General features: G+C 64.7%; 17 protein-coding genes and 2 tRNA genes. 14 read left to right on the top strand and 5 right to left on the bottom strand.

What is annotated here, in order from left to right; translation table 11 throughout:
* The first annotated feature begins 208 nt into the window (after nucleotides 1–208).
* A complete protein-coding gene (locus tag H3H37_RS02555; RefSeq protein WP_182159842.1) occupies nucleotides 209–1,231 on the top strand; it encodes an AraC family transcriptional regulator in 1,023 nt (340 codons plus the stop codon).
* A gap of 62 nt (nucleotides 1,232–1,293) precedes the next feature.
* On the opposite strand, the gene H3H37_RS02550 is transcribed toward H3H37_RS02555, so the two are convergent.
* Nucleotides 1,294–2,136, bottom strand: a complete 843-nt coding sequence (locus tag H3H37_RS02550) for a helix-turn-helix domain-containing protein (RefSeq protein ID WP_182159840.1) — start codon at nucleotides 2,134–2,136, stop codon at nucleotides 1,294–1,296.
* Between the two features lie 136 nt (nucleotides 2,137–2,272).
* On the opposite strand from H3H37_RS02550, the gene H3H37_RS02545 reads away from it, so the two are divergent.
* The 7 genes from H3H37_RS02545 (at nucleotide 2,273) to H3H37_RS02515 (ending at nucleotide 8,034) form a co-directional block, all read left to right on the top strand.
* The gene (locus H3H37_RS02545; protein WP_182159837.1) at nucleotides 2,273–3,100 is read left to right on the top strand and encodes an alpha/beta fold hydrolase; all 828 of its coding nucleotides are present in this window, start codon (nucleotides 2,273–2,275) and stop codon (nucleotides 3,098–3,100) included.
* Nucleotides 3,101–3,172: 72 nt separating this feature from the next.
* Nucleotides 3,173–4,465, top strand: coding sequence for a serine--tRNA ligase (serS, locus tag H3H37_RS02540; RefSeq protein WP_182159836.1), 1,293 nt, complete (start codon nucleotides 3,173–3,175; stop codon nucleotides 4,463–4,465).
* Between the two features lie 108 nt (nucleotides 4,466–4,573).
* Nucleotides 4,574–4,664, top strand: a tRNA-Ser gene (locus H3H37_RS02535).
* 67 nt (nucleotides 4,665–4,731) lie between these two features.
* Nucleotides 4,732–4,822, top strand: a tRNA-Ser gene (locus H3H37_RS02530).
* A gap of 208 nt (nucleotides 4,823–5,030) precedes the next feature.
* Complete coding sequence (locus H3H37_RS02525; protein ID WP_182159833.1) at nucleotides 5,031–6,314, top strand: acetyl-CoA C-acetyltransferase; 1,284 nt, start codon at nucleotides 5,031–5,033, stop codon at nucleotides 6,312–6,314.
* A 277-nt stretch (nucleotides 6,315–6,591) separates the two neighbouring features.
* The gene (locus H3H37_RS02520) at nucleotides 6,592–7,434 is read left to right on the top strand and encodes a substrate-binding periplasmic protein (RefSeq protein WP_182159830.1); all 843 of its coding nucleotides are present in this window, start codon (nucleotides 6,592–6,594) and stop codon (nucleotides 7,432–7,434) included.
* 159 nt (nucleotides 7,435–7,593) lie between these two features.
* A complete protein-coding gene (locus tag H3H37_RS02515) occupies nucleotides 7,594–8,034 on the top strand; it encodes an FKBP-type peptidyl-prolyl cis-trans isomerase (protein ID WP_182159827.1) in 441 nt (146 codons plus the stop codon).
* Here the strand turns inward: H3H37_RS02515 and H3H37_RS02510 are convergent.
* The gene (locus H3H37_RS02510; protein ID WP_182159825.1) at nucleotides 8,031–9,047 is read right to left on the bottom strand and encodes an AraC family transcriptional regulator; all 1,017 of its coding nucleotides are present in this window, start codon (nucleotides 9,045–9,047) and stop codon (nucleotides 8,031–8,033) included. The genes H3H37_RS02515 and H3H37_RS02510 overlap by 4 nt on opposite strands.
* A 116-nt stretch (nucleotides 9,048–9,163) precedes the next feature.
* Here H3H37_RS02510 and H3H37_RS02505 point away from each other — a divergent pair, with 116 nt between their 5' ends.
* The 6 genes from H3H37_RS02505 (at nucleotide 9,164) to H3H37_RS02480 (ending at nucleotide 14,168) form a co-directional block, all read left to right on the top strand.
* The gene (locus H3H37_RS02505) at nucleotides 9,164–10,819 is read left to right on the top strand and encodes an acetolactate synthase large subunit (protein WP_182159822.1); all 1,656 of its coding nucleotides are present in this window, start codon (nucleotides 9,164–9,166) and stop codon (nucleotides 10,817–10,819) included.
* Nucleotides 10,816–12,426, top strand: coding sequence for an FAD-dependent oxidoreductase (locus H3H37_RS02500; protein WP_182159820.1), 1,611 nt, complete (start codon nucleotides 10,816–10,818; stop codon nucleotides 12,424–12,426). Before H3H37_RS02505 ends, H3H37_RS02500 begins: the two co-directional genes overlap by 4 nt.
* Before the next feature lie 110 nt (nucleotides 12,427–12,536).
* Nucleotides 12,537–13,055, top strand: a complete 519-nt coding sequence (locus H3H37_RS02495; RefSeq protein WP_182159817.1) for a hypothetical protein — start codon at nucleotides 12,537–12,539, stop codon at nucleotides 13,053–13,055.
* 108 nt (nucleotides 13,056–13,163) lie between these two features.
* Complete coding sequence (locus tag H3H37_RS02490; RefSeq protein WP_182160316.1) at nucleotides 13,164–13,337, top strand: hypothetical protein; 174 nt, start codon at nucleotides 13,164–13,166, stop codon at nucleotides 13,335–13,337.
* A gap of 179 nt (nucleotides 13,338–13,516) precedes the next feature.
* Nucleotides 13,517–13,660 carry a hypothetical protein gene (locus H3H37_RS02485; protein WP_182159814.1) on the top strand — a complete coding sequence of 48 codons (144 nt, stop codon included), beginning with the start codon at nucleotides 13,517–13,519 and terminating at the stop codon, nucleotides 13,658–13,660.
* 139 nt (nucleotides 13,661–13,799) lie between these two features.
* Complete coding sequence (locus H3H37_RS02480) at nucleotides 13,800–14,168, top strand: hypothetical protein (protein WP_182159811.1); 369 nt, start codon at nucleotides 13,800–13,802, stop codon at nucleotides 14,166–14,168.
* A gap of 19 nt (nucleotides 14,169–14,187) precedes the next feature.
* Here H3H37_RS02480 and H3H37_RS02475 read toward each other — a convergent pair whose 3' ends face one another.
* The 3 genes from H3H37_RS02475 to H3H37_RS02470 all read right to left on the bottom strand — a co-directional run bounded on the left by H3H37_RS02475 (nucleotide 14,188) and on the right by H3H37_RS02470 (nucleotide 18,426).
* The gene (locus H3H37_RS02475; protein ID WP_182159809.1) at nucleotides 14,188–14,685 is read right to left on the bottom strand and encodes a VOC family protein; all 498 of its coding nucleotides are present in this window, start codon (nucleotides 14,683–14,685) and stop codon (nucleotides 14,188–14,190) included.
* Nucleotides 14,686–14,879: 194 nt separating this feature from the next.
* A complete protein-coding gene (locus H3H37_RS25715; RefSeq protein WP_229218611.1) occupies nucleotides 14,880–15,215 on the bottom strand; it encodes an Hpt domain-containing protein in 336 nt (111 codons plus the stop codon).
* Entirely contained in the window at nucleotides 15,157–18,426 is a 3,270-nt protein-coding gene (locus tag H3H37_RS02470; RefSeq protein WP_229218610.1) for a response regulator, read from the bottom strand. The genes H3H37_RS25715 and H3H37_RS02470 overlap by 59 nt, the downstream gene beginning before the upstream one ends.
* Nucleotides 18,427–18,566: the final 140 nt, after the last annotated feature.

Genomic DNA, 18,566 nt, shown 5'->3' with positions numbered 1-18,566 from the left:
AGTGATCGCCGCTTGAAGTGCTGCGGTTGAGAGAAAGTATAGGGAGACGGTCGGTAAAAGTTTCTCTTTGTGCGCCAATGTTTTCTCATTTTGCGCCAACGCCGCTATACTGAAATCCGCAATTGATTTCGCGCATACATTCGGGGGAGCGCAGCGACGTCAGGGTCTGATCCCATCGGGGGCGGACCCTGGTTTAAAAGGGGATCCAATGGAAACTTTGATTCGGGCCAGCACGCTGACTGGCTACCTGGAAGTGGCCAGCCGCCACAAGCTCAACGCGCTGGCGTTGCTGGCTGAGGTGGGCATCACGGCGGCGCAGGTGGGCGACCAGGAGCAGCGCGTGCCGTTGGCGGCCGTGTGCCGCTTGCTGGAACTGTCTGCTGAGCGTTCAGGCTGCGCCACGTTCGGACTGGAGATGGCGGCGCTGCGCCAGCGGCGCGACGTGGGTCCGATCGGCCTGCTGATGTCGCACGCGCGCACCTTGCGCGAATCGCTGCTGACGGCCGAGCGCTACCACCACCTGCTCAACGATGCGCTGGCCATCCACATCGAAACCGTGGACGATACGGTGCTGATCCGCGAGGAAATCATCGCCGGCGCCGGCGTGCAGACGCGGCAGGCAACGGAGCTGGCCGTGGGCGTGCTGTCGCGGATATGCCGCGTGCTGCTGGGGGAGGGCTGGCGGCCCAAGAGCGTCAACTTCACGCACGCGGGGCCGGCCGACGCCAGCTTCCACCGGCGCTATTTCGGCTGCGGCGTCCATTTCGGGCGGGAGTTCAACGGCATCGTTTGCGTGGCGGCGGACCTGGATGCGCCCAATCCGGCAGCCGATCAAGCTCTGGTCCGTTATGCCGAAAGCCTGGCCGCGCCGCTCAACGCGGCCGACCATGAATCGATCGTGTTCGAGGTGCGGCGCGCCATCTACCTGCTGCTGCCGTTGAACGAGGCGACAGTGGATGGCGTGGCCGTCAAGCTGCGGCTGAGCGGGCGCAGTTTGCAGCGCCATCTGCGCGAACATGGTACCGAATTCATCGACCTGCTGTCGGATGTGCGGCATGAGCTGGCCGTGCGTTACCTGGGGAATCCGCGCTTTCCGATCGGGCGCATCGCCGCACTGCTTGGCTATACGCGGCAGGCGTCGTTCACGCGCTGGTTCATTTCGCGGTTCGGCAAGCCGCCGAGCGCGTGGCGTGCGGAGCGCTTCCATCCGAACGCGCCGCCCTTCGCTTAGCTGGCCTGGTTGGCACAGGCGTCGGCCCGTGCACGCGGGCGGCGGTCACGGTCTGGTTGACATCATTTGCTGGCAGGGCTGGACTGATCGCGCCGCGCCAGTTCGCGGCACAGCTCAGCCGTTGCTTCATCGACGGGGAAGCAGCATTCGATGTGCACCTCGTCCAGCGTGACGTCGCGCGGCGTGCCAAAGGTGGTGATGGTCGAGAAGAAGCGCAGCTCGCCGCCGTCGTGGCGCAGGATGGTGTTTTGCAGCGGCACGGCGGCAGCGTCCAGCTCGCGCACGCGCCAGCGCGTGGGCACATCGGGGTAGGCCAGTACTTCGTCGAGCAGGCCGCGCGCCACGTGGTCCGTGGGCGCGCCGGCCACCACGCTGTGCAGGTGGTGGATCAGATTGCCCGCCACTTCCTCCCAGTTGACGATAGCGCTGCGCAGGTCGGCCGGGTCGAAGATCTGGCGCAGCAGATTGCGGTGGGCCGGCCGCCGGTCGCCCATCACGTGGCGGTTGACGCGGGCTGAGGCGCGGTTGGCCATCAGCACGTCCCAGTGGCGGTTGAGCAGTATGGCCGGATAGGGCTCCTGCTGGCCCAGGATGAATTCGATCGCGCGCCGCATCTGCGCCAGTTCCGGCTTCACCAGCGCCGTTTCCGGGTAGCGCGGCGCAAAGCCGGCGGCCACCAGCAGCGCGTTGCGGGCGCGCAGCGGCATCTGTAGCGTGTCGGCCAGCCGGGTCAGCACTTCGCGGCTGGGCTGGGCCTTGCCCGTCTCCACGCAGCTCAGGTGGCGGGTGGACAGGCCGGCGTCCAGCGCCAGGTCGAGCTGGCTCAGGCGGCGCGCGGCGCGCCATTCGCGCAGCAGGATGCCGGCGTGGGCGGGCGGGGTGGATGGCGGCGTGAGGGTGTCCATCGGCCCATTCTAACGCGCACGCAGCGTGGCAGCCATGACCTGCCAGGTCATGCAATGATGATCTATGAGGTCATTGATCCTGTGCGCGGCTTGGTTCAGTATTGTCATTCGTACAGTATTCAACCAGGGAGCAGGCATGCGGCAACAAATACAAGTAGATGGCATCGACGTCTTCATCGAGGGGGAGGGCGACGAGACGATCGTCATGCTTCACGGCTGGCCCGACACGTACCGGCTGTGGGATGCGCAGGTGGCCGCGCTGGCGCCACGTTACCGCTGCGTGCGCTTCACCTTGCCCGGCTTTGACTGCGCCAAGCCGCGCCGCGCCTATGGCCTCAACGAGATGCTGGCCATCTTTGAGCGCATCGTCACCCAGGTCAGCCCCGGCCGCAAAGTGACACTGATGCTGCATGACTGGGGTTGCGTGTTCGGCTACCAGTTTTACATGCGCCACCCGGAGCTGGTATCGCGCATCGTGGGCGTCGATATTGGTGACGTGGAATCGAAGGCCTACGTGAAATCGCTGTCGCTGGGCGCCAAGCTGATGGTGCTGTGGTATCAGTTGTGGCTGGCCGTGGCGTGGAAGGTGGGCGGCGGCCTGGGCGACTGGATGACGCACTTCATGGTGCGGCTGATGAAGGTGCCGGCCGATCCGCGCTACATCACATCGGCCATGAACTTCCCGTACTACATCACCTGGACCGGCGCGCACGGTTCCTACCGCGACCGCCAGCGCTTTGTGCCGGCCTGCCCGATGCTGTTCATCTACGGCAGCAGGAAGCCGTTCATGTTCCATTCGCGGCCATGGGCGGAGGCGCTGGCCACCCAGCCAGGGTGCCGGGTGCTGGGCTTCAAGGCCGACCACTGGCCCATGGCGCGCGAACCGGAGGCGTTCAACGCCGCCGTCGCCACCTGGCTGGATGACACGGCCAGCGTGGCGGCGCCCGCCGCGCAGGTGCGTTGAGCGTAAAACTGGCGGATAAACGTCGTCCTCTTGGTACAATTGCGTTTTCGATATAACGGCACGTTTTCCCCCATGATAGATATCCAACTCCTTCGTAAAGACATCGCCACCGTCGCCGAGCGCCTGGCGACTCGTAAATTCCAGCTCGACGTGGCTGGTTTCAACGCGCTCGAAGCGGAGCGCAAGGCGATCCAGACCCGTACCGAAGAACTGCAAGGCAAGCGCAATTCGCTGTCCAAACAGATCGGCATGATGAAGGGCAAAGGGGAAGATACGTCGGCCGTGATGGCCGAAGTGGGCGGCCTGGGCGACGAGCTCAAGGCCAATGAAACGGCGCTGTCGGCCCTGCAGGCCAAGCTCAGCGACTTCATGCAAGCGATCCCCAACCTGCCGCACGAATCCGTGCCGGTGGGCACCGACGAGACGGCCAACGTGGAAGTGCGCCGCGTCGGTACGCCGCGCAGCTTCGATTTCGAAGTGAAAGACCACGTGGACGTGGGCGCATCGCTGGGCCTGGACTTCGACGTGGCCACCAAGCTGACCGGCTCGCGTTTCTCGGTGATGAAGGGCGGCATCGCCCGCCTGCACCGCGCGCTGGCCCAGTTCATGCTGAACACCCACACCGACGAGCACGGCTACACCGAGTGCTACACGCCGTACATGGTCAACGCCGATTCGCTGCGTGGCACGGGTCAGCTGCCCAAGTTTGAAGCCGACCTGTTCTCCGTGAAGAAAGGCGGCGCGGAAGGCGAGGGCGAGAACTTCTACCTGATCCCGACCTCGGAAGTGTCGCTGACCAACATCGTGCGCGACGAGATCCTGGCCGCCGACGCGCTGCCGCTGAAGATGACGGCCCACACGCCATGCTTCCGCTCGGAAGCGGGCAGCTATGGCCGCGATACGCGCGGCATGATCCGCCAGCACCAGTTCGACAAGGTGGAAATGGTGCAGGTCGTGCATCCCGACACTTCGTACCAGGTGCTGGACGAGATGGTGGGCCATGCGGAAACCATCCTGCAACGCCTGGGCCTGCCGTACCGCGTGATGGCGCTGTGCACGGGCGACATGGGCTTTGGCGCCACCAAGACCTTCGACCTGGAAGTGTGGCTGCCGGCGCAGAACACCTACCGCGAGATTTCGTCGTTGTCGAACTGCGAAGCATTCCAGGCGCGCCGCATGCAGGCGCGCTTCCGCAACGCGCAGGGCAAGCCTGAGCTGCTGCACACGCTGAACGGTTCCGGCCTGGCCGTGGGCCGCACGCTGGTGGCCGTGCTGGAGAACTACCAGCAAGCCGACGGCAGCGTTGAGATCCCGGCCGTGCTGCGCCCTTACATGGGTGGCCTGACGCATCTGAAGGCGGACTAAGCGCTGTTGTTGGGCAGGGTGAACATATTTTTTGTGTTTGCCCTTCCAATTCAGATTTGCTCTGCTATAATTTTGCCTTCGCAGCAGCAAGCGACAGTAGTCAGACCCGGAAAGGTGGCAGAGTGGTCGAATGTACCTGACTCGAAATCAGGCGTAGGGTGTCCCCCTACCGTGGGTTCGAATCCCACCCTTTCCGCCAAATAGGTCGTCGTTTGTTAAGACCACCCTTGTGCCAATACGTTGGCCGAGCGCTCGAAAAGAACACCGGAGAGGTGGCAGAGTGGTCGAATGTACCTGACTCGAAATCAGGCGTAGGGTTTCCCCCTACCGTGGGTTCGAATCCCACCCTCTCCGCCAGTAGTAGGAAAACAGCCCCAGCGATGGGGCTGTTTTTTTTTATCGTGCTCCGATAAAGACCGTCGCGTTCCTCGCCCACCTACATGATCCCGTCTGTTTTTCCCAGCGCCATGCAAGGCGTTAATTGACATGTTTATCATCATGACTATACTGTCAGTTTATTCGGTGAAATCCAGAAAAATCATCATCATTGAGAGGCAAAGCTACTATGAATTACGGTACACCACGGCGGGTTGCCGTTGTCGCTGCAAATCGCATTCCATTCGTGCGCTCGAACACCGCCTATTTTGAGCTGAGCAACCAGACCATGCTTACCGACACGCTGAGCGGCTTGGTGCAGAAATGCAACTTGCAGGGCGAATTGCTCGGTGAGGTGGTGGGCGGCGCGGTAATGAAGCACGCGCGCGACTGGAATCTTGTGCGCGAGTCGGTGTTGGGATGCGGCTTGCACCCCAATACGCCGGCATACGATGTTCAGCAAGCTTGCGGCACTGGCTTGGAGGCGGCGATTCTGGTCGCGAACAAGATTGCGCTCGGGCAGATCGATGCCGGGATCGCTTGTGGAACCGACACCACCTCAGATGCCCCGATCGCAGTGAGCCGCGGGATGCAGCGTGCCTTAATGGCGATGAACGCTGCACGCACGCGTGGGGGCAAGTTCAAGGCGTCCCTGGGCCTCGTCAAGCCCGCGCACCTGATTCCGGAACTTCCTGTCAACACGGAACCCAGAACCGGAAAATCGATGGGGCAGCATGCGCAGCTTACCGCGCACCGGTACGGAATCACACGCGAAGAGCAGGACAAACTGGCCCTGCACAGTCACTTGAATCTCGCCAAGGCGTATGACGAAGGCTTCTTTGATGATCTGCTCATGCCCTACCACGGCGTTCACCGTGACAACAATCTTCGTCCAGATTCCACGATCGAAAAATTGAGCAAGTTGAGCCCCGCGTTTGACCGCAAAGAGGGAACCATTACAGCGGCAAACGCCTCACCGTTGACAGATGGCGCTTCGGCCGTCTTGCTGGCGTCGGAAGAATGGGCGCAGAAGAAGGGGCTGCCAGTCCTTGCCTATTTGACCGCCGGCGAAGTGGCGGCGGTTGATTTCATCGACGAGCGGGAGGGATTGCTCATGGGCGGCGCGTACGCCATTCCTCGTCTGCTGCATAAGCGCGGCATCGCGCTGCAGGACTTCGATTTTTACGAAATCCACGAGGCGTTTTCAGCGGTTGTACTGTGCACACTGGCGGCCTGGGAGTCAGCCGATTTTTGCCGTACAAAGCTCGGCCTGGCAAACCCACTCGGTAGCATTGACCGCACCAAACTGAATGTAAAGGGTGGTTCAATTGCGACTGGTCATCCTTTCGCGGCCACGGGCTGTCGCATCGTCGCCACCCTGGCAAAAATCCTGAACGAGGCGGGGGGCGGGCGCGGCCTGATTTCAATTTGTGCTGCGGGAGGCCAGGCGGTGACTGCTATCATGGAAAAATAGCTGCCCTGGTTCACCTGAGCAAAATATTCGATGAGATCCAGGGCTTTGCCAGACGCCGGCAACGGCCCTACAATTACGTTAGGCAGGATAGGGCCAAGACGCTGCGGTCCTGCTGAACCGACTCTCATTGGCAGACTAATTGACCAGCCTTCTGAACCGCATGCGGAAGTGGCTCGGCCGACATCACATCTGTCCGCGCTGATGTTGGTTGGCTAATCCGGACGTCGCAACATCGGAGTCTTGTATTGCGAGGGCTTGCGGAAATCAGGAGTTTGTCATGGTCATTGACCAGGAAAGCCATGTCGGATCTGATGGCCGCGATCGAGTAGCGGCCATGTCGCTTTCGACGTCGGGTGGTATCCGGCGTTGGTCACCGTTACAAACCGCAGTGCAGCTCATGTTCTGCGTCGCATCGTTGTTGATTGCAAAGGTGGCCTACGCGGGGGCGGACCTGGAGATACTCACATCGGAAATCGCGGGGATGGCGGAGAAAAGCGCGACGCCAGGCAGCCCGCACGGTATTGCGCTCGACATGTTGGACGCGATTGGGGACGAGGCGGGGCTGTCTGTTTCGTACCACTTTTTACCCTGGCTGAGGGCGCAAAAGATGGTGCAGTACCGTCCCGGGACATTGATTGCGCCGCTCACCCGTACATCAGAGCGGGAATCCCATTACCTGTGGATTACGCACCTCTACGACTATCACCAAGTACTTCTGACCATGGCGCCCAACAGGCCGCCGGCGACCATTGCTGAGGCCGCAAATCAACGTATCGGCGTGCTTCGTAGCTCGGCTGGCGTAGACCTGCTCGAGAAATTGGGCGTTCACTACCAAGCAGGGGAGACTGAAACGATGAACGCCCTCAAGCTCGCCGCAGGCCGTATCGATGTATGGATGGTTCCGGATGTGGTCGCGCTGCCGAGCTTGCGCCATGCCAAGCTTGATCCCGGCAAGTTCCTGGTCGGTGGTACGGTTGGTGCAACTGGTTCGATCTACCTCGCCGCTTCACCGGCCTTCGATCCCGCGTTGGCTGGACGCCTGCGCGATGCCGCGGCGCGCGCAGCGCACAAGAAAAAATTGCAGGCGATCCAGCAACGCTATCAGCTTCGGTCTGAGTAAATCAAAAATCAGCAGCGCGCGGGCCGGAAATCTCCGCCAGGTTCCCGTCACGGGAATCCGCGACTGCATTGCCTGAGCTGCGGTCCGGGCCGTTGGTCGAGTACAATGCCTTGCTTCATCCATGTACACCGACACTCGCGTCCGCGCGTCAACAACACCATGAAACGACTGCTCACCTCCAGCATCCTCGGCTTGACCCTCACCCTCACCCTGGCCGCCTGCAACCGCGCCACCCCGCCGGCTTCGGCCGACACCGCCGCCGTGCCACTGCAAAAGATCGATACCGTGGTCGGCACCGGCAAGGAAGCGGTCGCCGGCACAATGGCGGTGGTCAACTACACGGGCTGGCTGTATGAGCCCAACGCGCCGCAGAAGCACGGTGCGCAGTTCGATTCCTCGATTGGCCGCGCGCCGTTCAGCTTCCAGCTTGGCGCCGGTCAGGTCATCCAGGGCTGGGACGAGGGCGTGCAGGGCATGAAGGTGGGTGGCAAGCGCACGCTGATCGTGCCGCCCGGCATGGGTTACGGCGCCGGCGGCGCCGGCCCGATTCCGCCGAACGCGACCTTGATCTTCGACGTCGAGTTGCTGGAAGTACGCTAAGGCTTTTGCGCCCGCTGCCGCATGGCGCGCGGCGTGGCGCCGAACCAGCGCTTGCAGCTGCGCGTGAGGACCGACACCTCCGCGTAGCCCAAAATGTGGGCGATCTGCGTCATCGCCGGGCCTGTGGGCAGGCCGATCAGTTCCAGGAATTGCTCCTTGCGCACATCGTCCACCAACTGTTCGAAGGTGGCGCCTTCCGCCGCCAGCCGCCGTTGCAGGGTGCGTGGATGCAGCGACAGCGCGCTGGCGATATCGGTATGCCGCGCGTGTCCCGCGCTGAGAAAATGCCGCACCAGCCGGCGCACGCGGTCGGAAAACAAGCTGTGCGGCTTGCCGCCTTGTTGCTCCAGATAGTCCAGCGCCAACTCCTTCATGTGCGGGTCGTTGCCCGACACTTCCACTTTCAAGTCGCTCACCCGCAGCCGCACGGCCGCCACCGGCGCCCGGAATTGCACCGGGCAGTTGTAGGCTTGCCGATACGCGTCCTCGTCCGCGACGGGCGGGTGCGGCAGCATCACCAGTTGCGGCGCAATGCGCGCCGCCGTCATCACGCTCAAGCCTTGGCAGAGGATGCCCAGCGCCAGGCTGATCACCTGCGGGCGGGCGGTCAGCTTCGCATGGCTGAGGTCGAACACCACGTCGACCAGGTCGGGATGACCGGGCACGATCTGCGTTTGCAGTTTCAATGCCGGACTGTGGACGAACAGATAGCGCGAGGCCAGCGCCAATGCCTCACCCACTGTGCCCGCATGGCGTAGCAGCACGGCGATCGGGCCGAGGATGCTGATCCCGCGCGCCTGCGCCAGCCGCAAGCCCAGATCCGGGCAGCGTCCGAGCGAGGCTGAATATTCCAGCAGATTGATGAAGCCCTGGTAGGACACCAGCATGTCCGGATCGTGCAGGGCTTGCAATGGGATGCCGAACCGCGCCAGCAGGCTGGGCACGTCCAGCCGCAGGCCTTTGGCGAGGATGTCGAACGTGGATAAGGTCGCCGAGCGGACCAGTACCGTCATGAGGACGCCGATCTTGGGTGGAGGGTGTCTTCAAGTGTTAACTTATCGTCGCCAAATGTCAATACTGGCCCATCCGTTTCCAGCATCATGTGGAAAAATCAATCAAGGAGACGGTTATGGCCAACGGCGCTCAAGCAATGCTGCGCACCCTGATCAACGCAGGCGTCAACGTCTGCTTCACCAATCCCGGCACGTCGGAAATGCATTTCGTCGCCGCGCTCGACGGCGCGCCGGAAATGCGCGCCGTGTTGACGCTGTTCGAGGGCGTGGCCACCGGCGCCGCCGACGGCTATGCGCGCATGGCCGACAAGCCGGCCTCCACCTTGCTGCACCTGGGCTGCGGCTTGGGCAACGGCCTCGCCAACCTGCACAACGCGCGCAAGGGCAGGGTGCCCATCGTGAACATCGTGGGCGACCACGCTACCTACCACACCAAATACGACGCGCAGTTGCAGTCGGATATAGAAACGGCGGCGCGCAACGTGTCGAGCTGGGTACGCACCTCGCACAGCACGCAGGCACTGTGCCAGGACGTGGTCGAAGCCGTCACCGCAGCCAAAGGGCCGCAAGGGCAGGTGGCCACGCTGATCTTGCCGGCCGACGTATCCTGGAGCGATGGCGCGGAGGCGCTGCCTGCACCGCCGGCCGCGCAGCCGCCGCGCGCGGAGGATGCGGTGATCGACCAGATCGCCACCGTCCTCAAGGCCGGCGGCAAGAACGCGCTGCTGCTCGGTGGACGCGCGCTGCGCGAGCCAGCCTTGCTGGATGCCGCCCGCATCGCCGCCCAATCGGGCGCCAAGCTGTACGCGGAAGTGTTCCCGACCCGCATGGAGCGAGGCGCCGGCCTGCCGCACGTCGAGCGCATCGCCTATCTGGCCGAGATGGCTTCCGTGCAGTTGGCCGGCATCGAGAACCTGATCCTGGTGGATGCCCGCTCGCCGGTGTCCTTCTTCGCCTATCCGGGCAAGAAAAGCGACCTGGTGCCGGAGGGCTGCAAGGTGCATCAGCTGGTCTTGCCGACGCAGGACGCCGTTGGCAGCCTGAACAGCCTGTGCCAGCGCGTGGGCGCCGGGCAAGCCACGCCCACGCTGCAAGCGGCGCAGCGTCCCGGTCGTCCGCGCGGCAAGCTGACTGCGCCCAAGGTGTGCAAGGCCATCGGCCACTTGCTGCCCGAGAACGCGATTATTGTCGACGAGGCGCAAACCTCTGGCACCATGCTGCCGATGTTCACGGCCGGCGCGCCGCGCCACGATGTGCTGGCCTTGACGGGCGGCGCCATCGGTTATGGCTTGCCGGCCGCCGTCGGCGCGGCCGTGGCTTGTCCGGAGCGTCCGGTGCTGGCGCTGGTGGGCGACGGCTCGTCAATGTACACGCTGCAAGCGCTGTGGACCATGGCGCGCGAAAAACTGAACGTGGTGTCGGTCATCTTCAACAACGGCTCCTACGGCATCCTCAATGTCGAGCTGGAGCGGGTGGGCGCGGAAAAAGCCGGCCCCAAGGCCAAGTCGCAGCTGGACTTGAAGAACCCCGGACTCGACTTCGTGCATCTGGCGCAAGGTATGGGCGTGCCCGCCGTGCGCGCCACCACGGCCGAGCAGTTCAACACGGCACTGGAACGTGCGCTGGCCACGCCCGGCCCGCACCTGATCGAAGCGGTGGTGCCCAGCGTGTTCTCCGGTCTCAAACTGCGCGTGCTGCCTTATGTGCTGCGTTCGCTGGAAAGCCTGCCGCAGCCGGTGGCGCACGCCATCAAGCGCAAGGTGGCGCCATGAGCCAGACCATACAGTCCGATGTGCTGGTGGTCGGCGGCGGACTGGCCGGTATCGTCACGGCGCTCGAATGCCTGCGGGCGGGCAAGAGCGTCACCGTGGTCGACCGCGACAGTCGCGAACGGCTAGGTGGCCTGGCGCGCTGGGCCTTCGGCGGCATGGCGCTGGTGGGCACGCCGTTGCAAGCGCGCATGAAAATTCCCGATACGCCCGAACGCGCGCTGGCCGACTGGATACGCTTTGGCGAACTGCGCGAGACCGACACGCTGCCGCTGGCCTGGGCGCGCTATTACGTCGAGCATGTGCGCAGCGACGTGTACGACTGGCTGCTCGGGCATGGCCTCAAGTTCCTGCCGGCCGTGAATTGGGTCGAACGGGGCCGCTTTGGCGACGGCAATACGCTGCCGCGCTACCACTTGTTATGGGGTACTTCCCGCTTGATGACGCTGACGATGATCGCGGCGATGGAGCAGGCCGGGGCCCATGGCAAGTTGCAGCTGCTGAGCCGCACGCGCATCGATGGACTGGATCATGCGAACGGTGCGCTGTGCGGCGCCCACGGGGTGAATGAGGACACGGGCGAGGCCTTGCGTTTCGCCACGTCCGTCGTCGTGCTGGCCATGGGCGGTATCAATGGCGGCCACGCGGAGACGCGGGCCAACTGGCCGGCCGACCGGCCGCAGCCCGCCAGCATGCTGAACGGCGCCCATCCGTATTCGGACGGCAAGCTGCACCATCTGGTGGCGGGCATGGGTGGACGCATCGCGGCGGCGGGGGAGATGTGGAACTACGCGGCTGGCTTTCCCCATCCGCAGCCCCATTTCGAGGGGCACGGCTTGTCCGCCATCCCGTGCAAGTCGGCGTTGTGGCTCGACCACCGGGGCCGGCGCATCGGGCCCGACCCGCTGGTCACGGGTTTTGATACCCACTACCTGTGCCAGCGCGTGGCGAGCCAGGAACAGCCGTGGACCTGGCACCTGCTCAACTGGCGTATCGCGGCCAAGGAACTGGCCATCTCCGGCGCCGAGCACAACCAGCGCATCCGCGACCGCCAGTTGTTCGCTTTCCTGAAAGAGACGCTGCTCGGCAATCATCGCCTGGTGCGCCAGCTGGCCCACGAAAGCCCGGACGTGCTGGTGGACGACACGCTGGCCGGCCTGGCTGCCAAGATGAACGCGTTGACCGGCGGCGGCCATGTGAAGCCGGAAGTCCTGCAAGCGACCGCCGACGCCTTCGACGCCAATTTCGCCAACGGCGACAAGCTGCACAACGACGCGCAGCTGCGCCGCATCCTGCACGCGCGCCAGTGGGGCCCGGATCGGCTGCGCACGTGCAAGCCCGCGCCGTTACAGCGGCGGGGCGCCGGTCCCTACATCGCGATGCGCATGCAACTGATTACGCGCAAGAGTTTGGGCGGCCTGGTCACGGACCTGCGCAGTCGTGTGCTGGACGCGAATGGGCAGGCGCTGCCGGGGCTGTACTCGGTGGGGGAGGCGGCGGGCTTCGGCGGCGGCGGCGCGTGCGGCAAGCGGTCGCTGGAGGGGACCTTTTTGCCGGGCTGCATCCTGACCGCCAAGGCGGCCGCGCGGGACATCAACCAGACGGTATAAGCACGTACTGGTGCGCGTTCCAGCGTGGCCTGCTGAAAATTTGGCACATTTAATCAATTGATAATATCATGCTCCTTCGCGTATCCTGGTGCGCAACTCACGGAGCAAAGATGAAATTGACGAAGACGCTGGCCTTGGCCGGCTTGATGCTGGCAGCCAACCTGGCCCCGGCCGCCTCTGGGCCGGCGGCCCCGCCCATGCCAGACGCGCAGCAAGTGCAGGCCGCGCACGATCTGCTGGCCGCCATGCAGGCTGAGAAGATGATGCGGGCCACGGCCGGCATGAGCCGTTATCCCACCCCGCAACAACGCCAGGCCGTGTTCGACAAGCTCGACAAGGTGCCGGCCGAGCAGATCTACCAGCGCCTGTCCATCCCCGTGGCGCGCCTGGTCTCGACCGAGACGGCCACGGAAATGACGCGCTATTACCAGTCCAGCTATGGCCAGCGCGTGCTCAAGCAGACCTACAACAGCGGTCCTTCGCTGTACGACACGGCGCCCGTGCCCACCGCGAAGGAAAAGGTGGAACTGAAGCGGCCCGCCTTCGTCAAAGCAGACAAGGCGTTCAAGGAGGCGGAGCCTGCGATTCGTCACGAAACTTTCGTGCTGCTGACGGCGATCAGCCGCTGATTGCCACAGCGCAGCAAGGGTGCCGGACACGGCACCCTTGAAAAACAGCCCACCCTCCCTGATCTGCATTGAAAGGTGATGTTTTGCCTGGCCGTTCAGGAGGACGACATGATGATCCCTGTCACGCAACCCACCGTGCCCGCGCGACGTGCCCACACCACGCCGGAACCGGACATGCCCCCACCGAAACCCGAGAAGGAACCGCCGCCGGACGAGATGCCATCGCCCGACCACGCGCCCATCGAGGAACCCACCCCGCCGCGCGCGCCGATCCAGACGTGAACGCGGCGCGCAGGGGCCACGGTGCCGGTCCGACCGGCGCCGATGGATTGATATACTTGTTTCATTTTTGTTGCTCGTCGGCTACAAATTTGCAGCTTTGTGTCCGCCGTCACACAGCCGTCATGGAAGCGTTTATATAATTTATTCACGACATCGTTTTCCCGTTCACGGAGGCCATCATGGGCAATTCCTTACACAATAAAATCTACCTCGGCCGCCGCAGCGTAGCAGTGCTGAACAACAAGCGTGTGCAAGCGATGATCTGTGTCGGCGCCTTTGCCAGCATCGGGCTGGTGTGGCTGGCGATCCGAGCGTTCAAGTAATTCCGTTGACTGCCATCGCCCAAGCGCGGTGCCCCGCGTCCACCCGTCAGGGAGGGGCGTAGGGACCGGCTTGCCTTGCCGAGGCGCGACCGGGCGCGTACCATGAGGGCCGCTGTTGTCTCTTATGGAAAAATTGGTAATGAAAAACGAGAAATTGACGCAAGACGAATACGACGCACTGGCCGAGGTTGCGCGCGGCATCAAGGGCGAGCGTGTCAGCGCTTGCGTGGGCCGCAACACCAAGCGGCTGGCCGGCCTCAAACTGTTCAGCGTGGCCAAGAACGGCCGCCTGTCGCTGACCGACAAGGGCCAGCAGGCGCTGTTCCTGCGCCGCTGCATCGTCAGCATGCGGGCATTGTCCGCCGATCCGAGCGTGCAGCTCGACGCGGACGTGGCCGCCTTCCTGGGCAAGAAAGCCCACATCACCGCCAGCGCCGATGGCGCCGGCTTCACCTTGACGGACAAGGGCCGCGAATCGCTGGCCGATATCGACAGCCAGGGCTTGTAAGCGGCAGCGCGCCGGGCGCCTAGCCTGCGCTGGCCTGGCGCAACTGCGCGATGTCGAGTTTCTTCATCTTCATCATGGCCTGCATCACCCGTCCCGCCTTGGCCGCGTCGGCGTCCATCAGCAGGGCGGGCAAGAGGGTGGGCACGATTTGCCACGACAGGCCGAACTTGTCCTTGAGCCAGCCGCAGATCTGCGCCGCCGGATCGCCGCCTTCCGTCAGCCGGCCCCAGTAATAATCCACTTCCTGCTGGTTGTCGCAGTTGACTTGCAGCGACAACGCTTCATTGAAGTGAAATTGCGGGCCGCCGTTGAGGGCCGTAAATGTCACACCGTCGAGTTCGAAGGCGACCGTCATCACCGAGCCGGGCGGTTTGCCATGCACTTCCTGGCCCGCTTCGCCGTAGCGCGACACGCTGGTGATCTTGGCGTTGTTGAATATGCTCGTGTAGAACTGAACCGCATCTTCCGCCTGGTTGTCGAACCATAGGCAGGGCGTGATCCTGTGTATGCTAGCCATGGGTTACTCCCGTCGTTGAGGGAAGGTTGTGCGCGTCCGGCACAGGATGCGGACGCTGCGGCCAGACTAACAGGATAGCGCCGCGCGAGGCGCGCGCCTGCGGCCGTGCAGGTGATCGCGCTCGGGCCCGCAGGCCGGGCGGCGCGCCGGTTCGCTTGCCCCGCGCAGGAGGCGTGGCCGCCCACTTGGCACGCTCAGGCGGTGCGGCCTTCCGCTTGCGCCGCCATGCGCTGGGCTAGTTGCTCCACGGCCTCAGCGGTAGACGGCAGCGCCGCCAGCACGGCTTCGATCTGGGCCGTGCAGAGGGCCATGTCCGCCGTGCCGCGCAGTGTCGCCTCGGCCTGGGCCGCCAGTGCGGCCAGCGCCTCGGCGCCCACCGTGCCAGAAACGCCCTTGAGTGTGTGCAGCACGGTCGTCGCCGTGTCGAGCCGGCGTTCGTCCACGGCCTCGTGCAGGGCCGCGCTGCTGCGTTCAACTTCGGCCGCGAAGCTGCGCAGCGCCATCAGGTAGACCGGCGCCAGGCCACCCATGCGGGCCAGTGCGGCTGCGCTGTTCAAGTGGACGGGCGGCGCGGCGGCGCTGGCCTGCTGGGGGGGCGGACGCGGCGGCTTCCCTGGCGGCGGAAGCAGTATCCCCAGTGGCGGAAGCAGCGTCCCCGCCGGCGTTGGCCGGGGCGCCATCGGCAGCGGCTGGCACGGCGGCAGCCGCCTCCGGGCGCGCATGGCGCAGGATCACGGCGATCAGCTGGGCCAGATCGAACGGCTTACCGATGTGGTCCACCATACCGGCATCAAGCGCTGCCGCGCGGTCGGCCGGCATGGCGTTGGCCGTCATGGCCACGATGGGCGGGGCCAGTTCACCCAGCCGGGTGCGGATCTGGCGCGTGGCCTCGTAGCCGTCCATGTCCGGCATCTGGATATCCATCAGAATCAGGTCGGGCCGCTGGCCCGAGCGCAGCAGCGTGTCGATGGCGGCCTGGCCGCAGCCGGCCACCTCCACGTCGGCACCGTCGTTGCCCAGCAATTCGCTGGCCACTTGCTGGTTGGTGGGATTGTCCTCCACCAGCAGCAGGCGCAGGCCGGCCAGGCGGCGCTGGGCCAGTGGCGCCACGGCCGCCGCCTGGCCATGCTGGCTCAGGCGCGCTTCGGCCACCACGTTGAACATCATGGAGGCCGTGACGGGCTTGACCAGCACCCCGTCCAGTACCGGTTCCAGATCGGCCTGGCGCTGGGCCAGCAGTTCGCGGTCGTAGGCGGTCACCATCACGATCAGCGGCGTTTTCCCTTCCGGCAGCAGGCGGCGGATTTGCCAGCTGGTCTCCCAGCCATCCAGGGCCGGCATGCGCCAGTCGATGAACACCACGTCATACGGCTGTTCGGGATCGCGCCGGGCCACGGCGGCCAGCGCGTCGTAACCGTTGTCCACCACATCCACGCGCCAGCCGAACGAGTGCGCGATCTCGCTCAGGATCTGGCGTGCGCTGGCATTGTCATCGACCACCAGGCAGTCCAGGTCGTGCAGTTGCCGGATGGCCGCCAGCGGGGTTGCGATCGCCGAACCGGCCAATTCGGCCACTTCGGCCGGTTCGGCCGCCGGTTGCAGTTCGATCACGAAGCTGAACACGCTGCCCTGGCCCAGAGTGCTGTCCACCTGCAGTGTGCCGCCCATCATGCGCGTCAGGCGCTGGCTGATGGCCAGGCCCAGGCCGGTGCCGCCGTAGCGGCGCGCCGTCGACGCCTCGGCCTGCGAGAAGCCGTCGAAAATATGGCGGCAATGCTCGGCCGAGATGCCAATGCCCGTGTCGCTGACGGCAAACGCGATGGCCAGGCCCCGTTCGCTGTGCCCGGCCAGTTTGGCCGACAGCACCACTTCGCCCGCCTCCGTGAACTTGATGGCGTTGCCCGCCAGGTTGAGCAGGATCTGTTGCAGCCGCAGCGCGTCGCCCACCACCCAGGACGGCAGCGCCGGGTCGATGCTGAACAGCACCTCCACGTTCTTGTCGCCCACATTGGCCGACAGGATCACGCCCAGGTCGCGCCACAGCTTGTCCAGGCTGAACGGGTGGGGGTCGAGCGCCAGCTTGCCCGCTTCCACCTTGGAGAAGTCGAGGATGTCGTTGAGCAGGCCCAGCAGCGCGCGGGCCGCCGTCTCGGCCTTGCTGGTGTAATCGTGCTGGCGGCCATCGAGCGCCGTCTGCTGCAGCAGTTGCAGCATGCCCAGCACGGCGTTCATGGGCGAGCGGATCTCGTGGCTCATGTTGGCCAGGAATTCCGACTTGGCGCGGCCTGCCTGCAACGCTTGTTCCTTGGCCAGCAGCAGCGCGTCGTGGGCGGCGCGCGCTTCGGTGATGTCGGTGCTGCTGCCGACCCAGCTCAGCACCGTGCCGTCGGCGTCCCGCTGGGCCAGCGCGTGGTTGTCGAACAGGCGCCATTCGCCGTCGTGGCGCAGCAGGCGGCAGTCGCAGCGGTATTCGCGGCCGTTGGCCTGGGCTTGCCGCCAGGCAGTTTCCAGCGCCGCGGCATCGTCGGGATGGACGATGGCCGACCAGTGCTCGCGCGCCAGCAACTGCGCCGTCGGCATGCCCGTGTACTCGTGCCAGTGGTGGCTCAAAAAGTCCAGCTTCAAGGCGGGCGTGGTGGTCCACACCATTTGCGGCAAGCCTTCGGTCAGCGAGCGCCAGCGCGATTCGGATGCCGTCAGCCGGGCCAGCGAGCTTTGCAGCGCCGCGTCCTTTTCCACCAGCTGCGTGAGCGACTGGTATTGCTTGCGCATGGCTACCCGAACGCTGCCCAGGAAGGCGCCCGCCAGCAAGTACATCACGGTCAGGAAGATGGTGGCGTTGCGGATTTCCCGGTGCCACGGGATCAGGAAATCGTCGCTCGACAGGCCAACCAGCACGTAGACCGGGTAATTGCCGATGCGTTCGACGTTGAACACGCGCCATTGGCCGTCGAGCCGGCTTTCGGCGCGGTAGGTGGCGTGCGCCTTGCCGGCCGCCAGCACCGCTTCCGTGGCCGCCGACAGCCTGGCCGGGCTGCCGATGACGACACCGGGCGCCTCCGGGTAGCGGTGCAGGATGCGGCGCTGGCTGTCGAGCAGCGAGATCACCCCGTGCGGCCCCGTGTTGAGCGAGGCGAACAGCTCGGTGATGCGCGAGGTGTTCATGTTGACGTAGGCCGTGCCGCCAAAGCTGCCGTCGGGCTTGGTGAGCGCGTACATCAGCGGCAGCACCCATTCGCCCGTGATGCGCGATTTGACCGGCACGCCGAACACCAGCTCGCGCTCGGCGCGGGCGCGCTGGAAGAATTCGCGGATGTTCAAGTCCTGCGGATGGGCCGGGTCGACCTCGTCGCCATAGATCACCATGCCGTCCGCGTTCGAGCCGCGCACCGAGTTGGCGTGCGGCGTGCGTTCCTTGAGCGTGCGCAGGTAGGCGCTGAAGGCGGCGTCATCGAAATGGCCGCTGGCCTGCATGGTGCGGAATTCCTGGGCCGCGCGCCGCATCGACAAATCCACCTCCTGGAAGTGGGACAGCAGGAAGTTCTCCAGCGCCACCGACAGGTTGCGCGACGTTTCCTCGGCCGCCGCGTAGTAGCGCAGCCGGCTCTGGTTGAGCGCGTGGACCACGAAAATGGACAGGATCAGCAGGACGGTGGCCACCGCCGCCACCAGCCGGGCAAACAGTTTGCGCAGTTTGAGCACGGTCTCTAGGTTGGGGGCGGGCGGGGAACGGTGGGGCATGGACAGGCTCGTTGTTGCGGACCAGGGCGCGGTTGGCTGGGCAGATAGCGTACCTTACCATCTGGACACGGCTTTGTAACCTGTCACTTGCATCCGCGCAATCATGTTGTTGCCGTGCTATTTGCTAGTGACGGCCTGAG

It is taken from the genome of Rugamonas brunnea, from assembly GCF_014042345.1.
Lineage (GTDB): Bacteria > Pseudomonadota > Gammaproteobacteria > Burkholderiales > Burkholderiaceae_D > Rugamonas > Rugamonas brunnea.
Note: the sequence above shows the minus strand (reverse complement) of the source record. Positions and strands in the feature narration are given on the sequence as shown.

What these genes read in the sequence shown, in the direction of transcription:
- H3H37_RS02515 (WP_182159827.1), top strand. Translation starts at nt 7,594, where the DNA reads ATGAAACGACTGCTCACCTCCAGCATCCTCGGCTTGACCCTCACCCTC.
- H3H37_RS02495 (WP_182159817.1), top strand. Translation starts at nt 12,537, where the DNA reads ATGAAATTGACGAAGACGCTGGCCTTGGCCGGCTTGATGCTGGCAGCC.
- H3H37_RS02470 (WP_229218610.1), bottom strand. Translation starts at nt 18,426, where the DNA reads ATGCCCCACCGTTCCCCGCCCGCCCCCAACCTAGAGACCGTGCTCAAA.
- H3H37_RS02545 (WP_182159837.1), top strand. Translation starts at nt 2,273, where the DNA reads ATGCGGCAACAAATACAAGTAGATGGCATCGACGTCTTCATCGAGGGG.
- H3H37_RS02480 (WP_182159811.1), top strand. Translation starts at nt 13,800, where the DNA reads ATGAAAAACGAGAAATTGACGCAAGACGAATACGACGCACTGGCCGAG.
- H3H37_RS02475 (WP_182159809.1), bottom strand. Translation starts at nt 14,685, where the DNA reads ATGGCTAGCATACACAGGATCACGCCCTGCCTATGGTTCGACAACCAG.
- H3H37_RS02485 (WP_182159814.1), top strand. Translation starts at nt 13,517, where the DNA reads ATGGGCAATTCCTTACACAATAAAATCTACCTCGGCCGCCGCAGCGTA.
- H3H37_RS02525 (WP_182159833.1), top strand. Translation starts at nt 5,031, where the DNA reads ATGAATTACGGTACACCACGGCGGGTTGCCGTTGTCGCTGCAAATCGC.
- H3H37_RS02510 (WP_182159825.1), bottom strand. Translation starts at nt 9,047, where the DNA reads ATGACGGTACTGGTCCGCTCGGCGACCTTATCCACGTTCGACATCCTC.
- H3H37_RS02520 (WP_182159830.1), top strand. Translation starts at nt 6,592, where the DNA reads ATGGTCATTGACCAGGAAAGCCATGTCGGATCTGATGGCCGCGATCGA.
- H3H37_RS02550 (WP_182159840.1), bottom strand. Translation starts at nt 2,136, where the DNA reads ATGGACACCCTCACGCCGCCATCCACCCCGCCCGCCCACGCCGGCATC.
- serS (WP_182159836.1), top strand. Translation starts at nt 3,173, where the DNA reads ATGATAGATATCCAACTCCTTCGTAAAGACATCGCCACCGTCGCCGAG.
- H3H37_RS25715 (WP_229218611.1), bottom strand. Translation starts at nt 15,215, where the DNA reads ATGGGTGGCCTGGCGCCGGTCTACCTGATGGCGCTGCGCAGCTTCGCG.
- H3H37_RS02555 (WP_182159842.1), top strand. Translation starts at nt 209, where the DNA reads ATGGAAACTTTGATTCGGGCCAGCACGCTGACTGGCTACCTGGAAGTG.
- H3H37_RS02490 (WP_182160316.1), top strand. Translation starts at nt 13,164, where the DNA reads ATGATGATCCCTGTCACGCAACCCACCGTGCCCGCGCGACGTGCCCAC.
- H3H37_RS02505 (WP_182159822.1), top strand. Translation starts at nt 9,164, where the DNA reads ATGGCCAACGGCGCTCAAGCAATGCTGCGCACCCTGATCAACGCAGGC.
- H3H37_RS02500 (WP_182159820.1), top strand. Translation starts at nt 10,816, where the DNA reads ATGAGCCAGACCATACAGTCCGATGTGCTGGTGGTCGGCGGCGGACTG.